Source organism: Prosthecobacter sp., from assembly GCF_049294395.1.
Classification (GTDB): Bacteria; Verrucomicrobiota; Verrucomicrobiia; order Verrucomicrobiales; family Verrucomicrobiaceae; genus Prosthecobacter.
The window spans coordinates 1-10015 of sequence record NZ_JBAQCR010000341.1 but is presented as its reverse complement, the minus strand read 5'-3'; the positions used below and the strand labels follow the sequence as shown (position 1 = coordinate 10015).

Annotated in this window: 13 protein-coding genes; 12 read left to right on the top strand and 1 reads right to left on the bottom strand. The window is 59.9% G+C overall.

What is annotated here, in order from left to right; translation table 11 throughout:
- Nucleotides 1-66: 66 nt before the first annotated feature.
- The 12 genes from WAW39_RS22640 (at nt 67) to WAW39_RS22585 (ending at nt 9227) form a co-directional block, all read left to right on the top strand.
- A complete protein-coding gene (locus tag WAW39_RS22640) occupies nt 67-279 on the top strand; it encodes a hypothetical protein (protein WP_422321432.1) in 213 nt (70 codons plus the stop codon).
- 138 nt (nt 280-417) lie between these two features.
- Complete coding sequence (locus WAW39_RS22635) at nt 418-942, top strand: hypothetical protein (RefSeq protein ID WP_422321431.1); 525 nt, start codon at nt 418-420, stop codon at nt 940-942.
- A complete protein-coding gene (locus WAW39_RS22630) occupies nt 939-1754 on the top strand; it encodes a RecB family exonuclease (protein WP_422321430.1) in 816 nt (271 codons plus the stop codon). Before WAW39_RS22635 ends, WAW39_RS22630 begins: the two co-directional genes overlap by 4 nt.
- Before the next feature lie 63 nt (nt 1755-1817).
- Nucleotides 1818-2201, top strand: a complete 384-nt coding sequence (locus tag WAW39_RS22625) for a hypothetical protein (protein ID WP_422321429.1) — start codon at nt 1818-1820, stop codon at nt 2199-2201.
- A 339-nt stretch (nt 2202-2540) separates the two neighbouring features.
- Nucleotides 2541-2732 carry a hypothetical protein gene (locus WAW39_RS22620; RefSeq protein ID WP_422321428.1) on the top strand — a complete coding sequence of 64 codons (192 nt, stop codon included), beginning with the start codon at nt 2541-2543 and terminating at the stop codon, nt 2730-2732.
- 171 nt (nt 2733-2903) lie between these two features.
- Nucleotides 2904-3482 carry a hypothetical protein gene (locus WAW39_RS22615; protein WP_422321427.1) on the top strand — a complete coding sequence of 193 codons (579 nt, stop codon included), beginning with the start codon at nt 2904-2906 and terminating at the stop codon, nt 3480-3482.
- 14 nt (nt 3483-3496) lie between these two features.
- Nucleotides 3497-4054, top strand: a complete 558-nt coding sequence (locus WAW39_RS22610; protein ID WP_422321426.1) for a hypothetical protein — start codon at nt 3497-3499, stop codon at nt 4052-4054.
- On the top strand, nt 4051-5139 hold the full coding sequence (locus WAW39_RS22605) for a hypothetical protein (protein WP_422321425.1): 1089 nt from the start codon (nt 4051-4053) through the stop codon (nt 5137-5139). Before WAW39_RS22610 ends, WAW39_RS22605 begins: the two co-directional genes overlap by 4 nt.
- Nucleotides 5136-5591 carry a hypothetical protein gene (locus WAW39_RS22600; RefSeq protein ID WP_422321424.1) on the top strand — a complete coding sequence of 152 codons (456 nt, stop codon included), beginning with the start codon at nt 5136-5138 and terminating at the stop codon, nt 5589-5591. Before WAW39_RS22605 ends, WAW39_RS22600 begins: the two co-directional genes overlap by 4 nt.
- Nucleotides 5588-6118 (top strand): type II secretion system protein, encoded by a 531-nt coding sequence (locus WAW39_RS22595; protein ID WP_422321423.1) that lies wholly within the window; start codon nt 5588-5590, stop codon nt 6116-6118. Before WAW39_RS22600 ends, WAW39_RS22595 begins: the two co-directional genes overlap by 4 nt.
- On the top strand, nt 6115-8064 hold the full coding sequence (locus WAW39_RS22590) for a hypothetical protein (protein ID WP_422321422.1): 1950 nt from the start codon (nt 6115-6117) through the stop codon (nt 8062-8064). Before WAW39_RS22595 ends, WAW39_RS22590 begins: the two co-directional genes overlap by 4 nt.
- A gap of 8 nt (nt 8065-8072) precedes the next feature.
- Nucleotides 8073-9227, top strand: a complete 1155-nt coding sequence (locus WAW39_RS22585; protein WP_422321421.1) for a type IV pilus twitching motility protein PilT — start codon at nt 8073-8075, stop codon at nt 9225-9227.
- 75 nt (nt 9228-9302) lie between these two features.
- Here the strand turns inward: WAW39_RS22585 and WAW39_RS22580 are convergent.
- The coding region (locus WAW39_RS22580; protein ID WP_422321420.1) for a hypothetical protein at nt 9303-10015 on the bottom strand (713 nt) is incomplete at its 5' end.

The window sequence follows — 10015 nt, the reverse complement described above, 5'->3', positions numbered from 1 at the left end:
CCCCTCATCCGCGTTATAAAGACTTGAGCGACCGGGGCTTATCCTTGGCCGTCTCATCCACCCACCATGCCACGGCGAACCCATTATTCGCCCTGCATCAACCGGGTCGTCATCTGCGCTCTGTATCATGAAGGCCGGCGGCTGCGCCGTCCCATGACACGGCTGGTCAACGATCTCCTCACCTCCTGTCTGCGTGACACAGAGGCCTGGAGCATTGCTGCCAAGCAGTTGAGCGACCCGGCCCAGGGCACGGCACAGGAGGCTGGCGCCAAGCGCTAGCCGCACCACGTCGTCACAGCATCCCACTTCACCCACCCGGTTCTCTCGCACGAGGGACCGGGTGTTTTGTTGTCGGGTCATGTGGCGGCTTCTTCATCCACCCAAGCACACCCACCCCACATCAGAAGACACACCACCATGGCCATCAAACTCAGCGCCACTTACAGCAAAAAACTCGGCCTGCCCCAATACAGCAGCCACAGCTTCAGCGCTTCCGTTGAAGTCGAACTCAGCGACATCACCCAGGTCGAAGCCGAAGTGCAGAAGCTTTACGAACTTTTGCAGCACTCTGTCGATCAGGAAATCCAGCACCCCGGTTATATCCCGACGGCCAATACCAACGGGAACGGGCATGCAGCGCCCCAGACCAATGGACGCACCTACCCGGTTAATGGCAACAATCGTTCTGCTCCATCACCCGCCGCGGATCGCTGGAACTGCACCGACGGACAGCGCGGGTTCATTCTGCGCATCGTCAACGAAAACGCCAGCATCACCAAACAGGTGGCGGAGGATCTGTCCCAGCAGCTCTTCGGCATCGGCGTCAAGCAGCTCAACAAGATGCAGGCCTCTCAGTTGATCGAGGACTTGCTCGTCAAAGCCGGCAAACCCGCTCCACGCCAGACCCGCTGGCAGCAACAACCCACCGCCCAAGCCGCATGAACTCGCCCGCTGCCTCACCACCACCAGAGCGCAGCGAGCAGGACATCATCACCGCATTGCAGGCAACCGTGTCAGCTTCCCGGCTGTCGCTGTTCCTGCAATGCCGGTTGAAGTTCTACTTCCGCTACGTGCTCAAGCTCAAGAAACCCAAGACAGCCTCGCTCCATCTCGGCAACGCGGTTCACGCCGTGTTGAAGGCCTGGAACAAGGCACGCTGGGTGCAGCAGCCGCTTTCGCTCAAGGTGGTCCACGAGACCTACCAAACAGCTTGGGCGGACAACACCGAGGGATCGGTAGAATGGGAAACCGGGGAGGAAGAGGCCGACAAAACCACCGGCTGGCGTCTGCTCGACACCTACCTGCGCGAAAGCCATCTTCCCGCTGAGGTTAAACCCGACGCCGTGGAAGTTCCGGTGGAGGCTGATCTGCAACAGCATGGGCTGCCCCGCCTCATCGGCATTCTCGATCTGGTGCAGCAACGCCAGATCATTGACTACAAGACCAGCGCCACGACCCCCAACGCGGACAAGGTCGCACACTCCACTGAGATCCAGACCAGCAGCTACGCCATCCTGTACCGGCACAACACCGGCACACAGGAAGCAGGCATGCAGCTTCACCATCTGGTCAAACTCAAGAACCCCAAGGTGGTCATCACCACACTGCCACCCATGAGCCAGTCCCAGCAGACCTGGCTGTTCCGGCAAATGGAGGCCTACCTCGAAGGATTGCAGCGCCGCGACTTCATCCCTTCGCCTGGGATGCACTGCTCAAGCTGCGAGTACTTTAGCGAATGCCGTCTATGGCATTAAACCCAGTTGCAGGTCGGAGCTCATCACGAGTGTCGGCCTGCGGCCCATCCCCTCACACCCAAAATGAAACATCTCATCCTCATCGCCGGACTGCTGATGCTGTTCACACCGAACACGCACGCAGGCTGGTTCTTCGATGATCCACCGCCCCCACCGCCGGACCTCGGTCCGGAATACCGCTCGAAGATCTCCAAACTCGAAGAGCAAGTGTCGGAACAGCATGTCATCGCCGACCGCTGGAAGATTGCCACCGGCAGTCTCGCGTTCGGCGCGCTGCTGTTGTTTGTCATCGGAACCGCCCTCGGGGCAAAAACACGCCAACATTATGATGGAACAACCCGAATGGGACGAACAGTCCCCAACACCACCCCGCCAGCTCCCAACGGTGCCCGCTACTACATGGGCGAAGCAGGTCCACCAAATCGTCATCAGAAGATGGCAGCCTGAACCGCTGATCGAACCTGTCGTTGACCATGACCTGCCCAACCTGAGCGCCATCGAGCGTTCGGCCGAGGTCGTCAGCTTCACCTGCCGCCGCCCGTCATGGACGGTCCAGCGACCATTCAAGTTCTCATGCGGATGAATCCGCAGGTTCGCATCATCGCATCATCGCAGCCAGCGGCCTTAACGCCAACGGCATGGTCGCCAAGGCGGCCAATGTGGGTGTCAAACACTTCATTCCCAAGCCTTGCACTGCGGAGACACTGCTCAAGACGCTGCTTAACGAAACAAGTGCCACCAGATAGAACTGCACGGAATGTTGGACACTCATGTGGGGCTCGCAGCATGAGCCATCCCACCCACATCGAACGCGAGTATTACCAAAAGCTCGTTGGACGCCAGGTCTTGTCGATTCACTTGGACGAACTGGAGGGACCATTTTTTCCGGTGCTGGTTCTCAGTGACCGTGATCGCGATGGCCAATTCGCCACGATCATGGGGCTCGCCGATCCCGAGGGCAATAGCCCGAAACGCTAATATCACGTAGCAGTCGCATGGATGCAGGCGAATTCGTCCCGACTCAGGGCCCGCAAGTGAATGAAGCCATATTTACTATGAATACTATTAACTAAGGGAATAATTGTACTATTCCATCGCGGAGCCAATTCAGAAAATAAGACCGCAAACAACTACTGAAGGACCCATCCCATGAAAACGTCATTCCTACTTTCCTGTTTGTTGGCTGCGGCACTGGCAAGTTCAGGTGCCAAGGCAGACATCCTGCTCGGCGCACCCGGGGTGCCTGCGGGCACACGCATTGCGACCAAGGTGCCGTTCAAAATCACTTACACTCTGCCGAACTCCTTCAAATTCATCTTTTCCGGCATTCAGGCCAAGGGCGACACCCTGGGGGCTCCTGGTGCCTCGTGCTCCAATGGCAATGGCGGACAGTTTCATCTCAAGGCCTCCGTCTCGGGAAACGGTGGTGCTACGGAGCGTGCAGGACAGCTCGAGTTCCGTAACATTCAGGACTACAATCTCTCGCCGCTCCAGACGCTCCTTGTTTCTCCCGTCGCCGTGTTCCAGGCGACCACCACCCCCATCACCATCAGTCTGAAATGGGCAGGCGAAGGGAATGCCCACAAGCCCAACGGGATCTTCAACATTTTGGGTGAGTATCAAAAAGACCCACCGGTCCCAACGGGATCGCTCAGCTTTTCCTCGGGTGCCTGGATTCTTGCTGAGAGTCCCAATCCCGAGGGGACAGTGACCATTGTTCGTCAATGACCCCGGAATCTTCCATGAAGTCCGCCCGTCCATTCCGACCTGCAACACGCTTCGGCGTCGAATGGGTCCTCGGCATCATCGCGATCACGGGCTGCCTGTCGGCCCAGCAGGCGCGGGATGTGGTGAGTGAGGAAGCTCTGCGTAAGCAGGTGGCCGAGGCACCCAGCCTGAAATCTCAACTCACCGCGAAAGCCAGGCCGCTCACCAAGGCAGCTCCGGCCATTCAAAGTTCGCTCTGGACGAATTCGATCATTCTTGCGGACGGTGAAAAGTTCACTCTCGTTCCCGTGGGCTCCATTCTGCATCTTCCTGCGGAACTGCGGGTCCATGTCGCGGCCTCACCCCAGGGTGACTTCACCTTCTGGCCAAGCTTTCTGAAACGCAACACCACCTGGCTGGTTGCCAAGGAGGTGCCCCTGTCACTTTCACGCGGCAATGCCCAGGAGGCGAAAGCTCTGCTCAAAAACCTGTCCTATGACAAGCGCCTCATTGTCGCCACCTACAAGGGAGGGCCGATCACGATCCTTGAACCAGCGCCCGCACATTCGGATTCCAATCGCGCCTCACCGTGAAATTGAAAACACTATTCTGCCTCTGCTGCTTCAGCACCGTTCTGCTCGGACAGACTCCCGAAGCCTGGGTGCGACAGACCGACCTGACCACCGGTCAGATCTACGACACCCCCATCACGGGAAGCGGCGGGACCTACACGGCCCCCCTGAAGGTCGGCACAAGCGGTTCGCTCTTTGAGCTCTTTGCGCGCGGCACGGCCTGGGACAGCAACATCTACCTGCTCGACACCAAGATCATCGGAACCTACAATCCCCAGGTGTCCGTCAGCATCACCTCGGAAGACGACTACGTGCGTGGAGATCCGGCGGGATCGCGCTTTGTGAAACGCACCCGTGCCGACCGGCCCTTCTCCGTGAACATCCAGGTGCAGGGTCTCGTGGCGGACAGCATCGACCCCTCCGAGCACGACGTCTATCTGGGCGTTCAGGGCAAGAATTATGACCCTGAAAACTACTCGTCCTTGAACCAGGCTCAGTATTTGATCGAGGAATCCAATCTGGAAAACGGCAGTTACACCTTCGGCCCCATCTATCATCAGCTCACATCGCCCACGCTGAGTTCAGGCAACGGCGAGCAGACTTTCACCATCGTTCGTTATGCCTCCTACCAGGTGCCAGACACGATCATCGCCCAGCCGAAAATCGAGATCTGGCCCCTGGCCTCGGCGAGCGTCAGCAACATCACTCCTGGGCAGGTCTTCATCGACCGCATTCCGTCTCTTGTGGTCACGCTCAGTCATCTGTACCCGGACTCCCGCACCTACGTGCAGGTTTACAAGGGCAACCAGGCGCTGGGAACCGTCGGCAAGATGGTGAATGGGACCGAACTGCGGTTCGGCGGATACTACAATCCAGACCAGACGGAGAGCTCCACCAATGTACCTCAGAGCCTGACGGTGTCTGTCGATGACCTTTCCAACTATGCCTCAGAGGATGGCACTTACACGCTGGAGGTCGTCACCTACACGCCGTTCTTTGGGCGCACGGCCGAGCGTTTATTCCACGTCACCTTTGAAGTGGACCGCGTCATCACTTCGCGCGGCCAGATCAGCACCATGGAGCTCTCCAGCCCTGGTACGCCATGAAACCGCCACGTCGCCAGCGCCTCCGTCCACACGGAAGTTTGCTGATCGAGGTGTCAGCCGCTCTCGCGCTGACCTCCGCGCTGGCGCTGATCATTATGCGCGCCTCCTTGCTCGCGATTTCGGGCAATCAATGGACCATTATGCAGACGCTGACCGACGCCTGTCTCTCACGTGAAAGCGCCCTGGCCAACCGCCTGCCTTTTGCTGATCTCACTGCCTCCCAGTCTGCCTGGCCGGATGTCGCGGTTGATCCGGTGCCGGAACTGACCGTCACCTTGGGCCGCGTCGCCGGCGGTCAGGCGATGCAGGGCACCTTGCGGCGCTTTCGCACAGCCGAGGTCGCCTCCAATGCGGAGACTCCGCTCACGGTATGGCGGCTGCATTCCGTACTGAGCTATCGCATCGGCAGCCAGGAATACCTCAAGAGCCGCTCCACCCTGCGTCTCCAATGAAATGGCCGCTCCATCACTCCCGTCTGAATCCCAGGGGGTTCACTCTGATGGAGATTTCCACCGCCATGGGCCTCATGGTCATGCTCAGTGCTGCCTTGGTGGTCATGCTCCAGCAGCATCTGAGCTTCATGGGAATGGCCCGGCGCCAGAACTTCCTTGCTCAAGAGGCTCCGCAGATCGGCAACATCCTGGGCCGGATCTTTCAACAGGCAGATCACTTCTTCATCTACCCCAGCCGTGAAAGCGCGCTCGGCGGTGGCACGCCGGTAATTCAAAATGGCACTGCGGTGCGGCTGTTTTTCAAAACCGCCGTGCAGACCACCCAGGAGCGCCTGATCGCAGCGGAGACCAGCAGCAGCGGCACGGCGTTGCGGTTCTACACTCCCCAGCCTGACGGCTCCGAAACTTCCTGGCTGATCTGCAAGGGACTCCAGAGCGCTGCCTTCAATGCCAGCGAAGGAATTCTTACGGTAACGCTCACCGGACCGAATGGCGAAGAAATCACCTACAGCGGAGGCAGCCGATGAACCAACACACGATCAAACGTAACTCAGGTTATATCTCGCTGCCGATCGTTACCGGACTGGCCATCATGTTCACTCTCAGCCTGACGATGCTCTTCAAGACCACGCTGATGAATCGTGACCAGGCCTCGAAGTCACAACTGCGCGTGGACTACCGTCAGCGCGAGGAAGCACTCCTGCATGCGCTCGTCGCCTCCTTTCCAGGCAGGGCCATGGATTGCATGAAAGCCGGTTATGCCGAGGGAGCCAACTATGCATGGAGCAACATCTTTGCCGAAGCCGTGGCACTTTCAGCCTCCTCACAACGCCTGTCCCCTGAAATCCTGCAAAGCCTCAGTTTGGGCGGCAAACTCAGTGGCGATGTCGGCGACAATAACAGCAGCGCGGTGCAGAGCTGGATCACTTCGCTGACAGGCGAACCCGGACGCGTGACGCCCGGCACCACCGCTTATTCCGACGTGTTTGCGCTGCCCGCTTTCGCTGGAAAAGTGCCGCCGCTGCTGGAGCTGAGCGCCGAGTTGCAAACCGCAGACGCCCTGCGCCCGGTCGTCACACCGCTGAAGCGTTACCCGACGCAAGTTCCTGGTCTGCTGGCGGATGTGACCGCGTATCCGGTTTACAACTTGATCGCCTACCCCAACATCCGTTTTGGATATGCCGCACCCGGGGAGCCGTTCGTGGCGAAGCGCAACTGGTGGGCCTTCACCGTGAACTACGGCAGCAGCACCAGCACCGTGGCACGGCATTACGTGCTGTCACTGTATGAAATTCCATCCCAAATGCCGATTGAGGCCGCCACCTTTGCCGCCATTGGCACGCATCAGGACGGCACGGCGTGGAATGTGGATACGGTCAGCATTCAAGGTTCCGTCTATGCTGCGCGCATGAGTGTTACCGGGGCTTACGGTGCTGCACGGCTTGCCGGTCGGAGCGGCATCGAGATGACCGCCGATCTCGATCTCGGGGGAGTCGCCGTGGGCTCTGATTTTGATGCGATGGGTGAACGTGAACGTCTCCAGGCCGAACAAGGCACGGATGTGCTGCCCATCGCTCTGTCGGCCAACTCCGGACGCCTTGCTTTCCTGCCGCTGCCCACGGGTTCCCGCTACCTGCGTCGCAGCCCGCCGGACACCACGCTGAACGCGTTTGAAGATTACACTGCGGGGGGGCAGCGTTGTCGCATCACCGTCGAGGCCACGGCAATGGTCAGCTATGAAGATCAAACACCGACCAGCATTCGCGTGAGTTTCCCCACTTCCGCCGGCGGCACAGGCACCGTTGTGCTCGAGCGCGGCAACAACTGGCCAACCATCTTTGAACCTGGTGGTGCCGACATTCCATTCCAGACCGAGCTGACCAACAGCAATCGCTCCTGCCTTACTTTTTATCCGTCATTGCTGGATGCATGGTTGCAGGCACGGAGCGCGGGCGGCGTGGCGACGAACAACAGCCTCTACTTCGGCGTGGACTCGTCGCTGGACCCGATCAACGTCCGTGTCGTCAGCGATCCGCCCGCCTTGGAAGACATGTGTGTCATCATCCGTCAGGGCAAAAATCTCACCAACTACACCGCCGGGCTCAGCATCGTCGCCCCGTTGCGGGTCTATGTGGGGGACGACCTGAACGCGATCCCTGCTGCTGCCCCTCCCGTCGGCTCGGGGTTGGCGGCTGGCGCAGAATTTTATCCGCCGCTCTCCATCTACGCCGCTGAACTGCGAGTGGGCACCACCGGATTCAACCGGCCCATCGAACACCACGGGCAGCTCGGCAGCCTCGCCGCTGGCGGTGCCACTGTCTGGCAGCCGCTGGACATGAGGTCAGGCAGTGACGACGCGGTGCATTCCGACAGCATCACCGCCGAGCTCAAGCCTTTACGCAGTCCTGCCGAACTCCCGCCTGTCCATCCCATGAACTGGCTGGTCGTCATCGAAGAGATTCCTCAAGACTGAAACTTTTCATGTGTTCCACGCCCTCCACCAACAATATCCTCGGTGATCTCGCCACCGCCTACGCCGGACGTGAAATCTCCGATGTGCAGGTGCGTACCGGTGGGCTGATCTACCTTCATACGAATCGGGGACTGGAGGTCGCCGAGGACTTCGGCATCCAGGATTCAGAAGCCGTGGGCCGGCTGGCGGAGGCGCTCTTCATGCGCCAGTCCGTCGAGATCTGGACAGAGGCAGATGCCATCGGCGGCGCAGCGCGAATGTGGGAGATGGTGCGCAGCCGTCGGGTCATCGACTTTAGCTGTGAAGAAGGCGCGCTTGGATCTCCGGTGCGCATGCGCGTACAGGTGCATCTCAGCGAGCAAGGCCTGGGTGTCACATGCCGCTGGCTGCGTGCGAAAATCAATCAACTCGAAACGCTCGGCATCGACCCGCTCATCTCCGACAGCCTGCGCGAGCTGATGCAACGTCGCTTTGGCCTCGGGCTCATCACGGGCCCCACCGGCTCGGGTAAATCCACCACCCTCGCCGCAGTCCTCGACTGGGTGCGGCGCCATTTCCCCAAGCACATCGTCACCATCGAAGACCCTATCGAGTATCGCTACGACGCCATGATGGACGACCCCAACCAGCCTGGTGTGCGGCTTCCGGCCCCTTCGCTCGTCACCCAGCAGGAAGTCGGCAGGCACACGCTGTCCTATCAGAGCGGCCTGAAGGAGGTGCTGCGCAAAACGCCCAACATCATCCTCATCGGTGAAATTCGTGATCGTGAAACCATGGAGACCTGTATCGAGGCCGCGCAGACGGGCCACTTCGTGCTCTCCACCCTGCACACCCGGGGTGCGGTGAAGACGATCGACCGTATCCTCGAGTTCTTTCCCAAAGATCAGCAGTCCGGCATCCTGCATCGGCTCAGCGAGACACTGACCTTTGTGCTCTCCCAGGGACTGCTCACCGGGTTCAATGGACGGGTGCTCGTGACCGAATACCTGCAAAACACCAGCGAAGCCGTGGCGGCAGGCATGCGCGCCTATGACGGCAGCGCCACCTCGCTGGCGGATGCCCTCCGCTATAAAGGCAACCTGCGCTGGGACCAAAGCCTCATCAATCTCTACCGCGCCGGCCACATCTCCGAAGACATATTCAACGCGAACTTGATGGGTTAGACCAGTTCTCGAAAAGATTGTCCTGTTGATCCGGCGAGCGCAGCGGCCCCAGTGGCAAGGAGAGTGCGCCGCCTGCTATTTGGAAATAACAGGCAAGCACACGACGCAGCCAATGGGGCCGCTCCGCCGTCCGGGCAATGTGACAAGATTTTTGAGAGTTGGTCCAGGCCCGGGCACCAGGCTCGCAGTCGCAACCCCCGGCGGCAGCACCGGCCGGATCATTTCACGGATGCGCATGAGCAGTTTTGCATGCGCCTCAAGCTCCTGGCGGCGCACCTTCGGCACGCCGTCCCACCAGCCTTCCTCCTCGGCGCTGCTGCGCAGGCGGCGGTAGCGTTCCAGACATTCCTCCAAGGCATGCCATTCACGGCTGACCGCCTTGTCATCACGGCTGGCGTTGCCAGGTTGAAGCTGGTCGTTGAGCAGATTGATCGCGGCGCCCGCACCGGTCAGCGCATCAGACATGCTCCCGCCTTCACGCAGTCCATACGCCATGGCGTTTTGAGAGAGCTCATCGATGGCAGCCCGTGCGGCTTCAGTCGACTGCGTGCGGGAGGCGATGTGAAAGTACAGAATCTCATACAACGTCGCATCCCCCGGATCGAGCTGGTAGGCGAAACGCAGCCGCACGTCTGCGGCGGCATGCAGATATTGCTGATGGGCATTCGAAAGTGGCACGGTGCTGGAACGCCGCGTGCGGCTCTTTTCGAGACGGGAGAGCGCATCCACCCCCGCCTGCAGCCATGATGTCTCGCTCGGCGTTTGCGCGGGTGGCGCCGGTGCCGGCA

Bases quoted from the DNA above. Each gene is read 5' to 3' on its own strand.
- WAW39_RS22640 (WP_422321432.1), top strand. From the start codon at position 67: ATGCCACGGCGAACCCATTATTCGCCCTGCATCAACCGGGTCGTCATC.
- WAW39_RS22635 (WP_422321431.1), top strand. From the start codon at position 418: ATGGCCATCAAACTCAGCGCCACTTACAGCAAAAAACTCGGCCTGCCC.
- WAW39_RS22630 (WP_422321430.1), top strand. From the start codon at position 939: ATGAACTCGCCCGCTGCCTCACCACCACCAGAGCGCAGCGAGCAGGAC.
- WAW39_RS22625 (WP_422321429.1), top strand. From the start codon at position 1,818: ATGAAACATCTCATCCTCATCGCCGGACTGCTGATGCTGTTCACACCG.
- WAW39_RS22620 (WP_422321428.1), top strand. From the start codon at position 2,541: ATGAGCCATCCCACCCACATCGAACGCGAGTATTACCAAAAGCTCGTT.
- WAW39_RS22615 (WP_422321427.1), top strand. From the start codon at position 2,904: ATGAAAACGTCATTCCTACTTTCCTGTTTGTTGGCTGCGGCACTGGCA.
- WAW39_RS22610 (WP_422321426.1), top strand. From the start codon at position 3,497: ATGAAGTCCGCCCGTCCATTCCGACCTGCAACACGCTTCGGCGTCGAA.
- WAW39_RS22600 (WP_422321424.1), top strand. From the start codon at position 5,136: ATGAAACCGCCACGTCGCCAGCGCCTCCGTCCACACGGAAGTTTGCTG.
- WAW39_RS22595 (WP_422321423.1), top strand. From the start codon at position 5,588: ATGAAATGGCCGCTCCATCACTCCCGTCTGAATCCCAGGGGGTTCACT.
- WAW39_RS22590 (WP_422321422.1), top strand. From the start codon at position 6,115: ATGAACCAACACACGATCAAACGTAACTCAGGTTATATCTCGCTGCCG.
- WAW39_RS22585 (WP_422321421.1), top strand. From the start codon at position 8,073: ATGTGTTCCACGCCCTCCACCAACAATATCCTCGGTGATCTCGCCACC.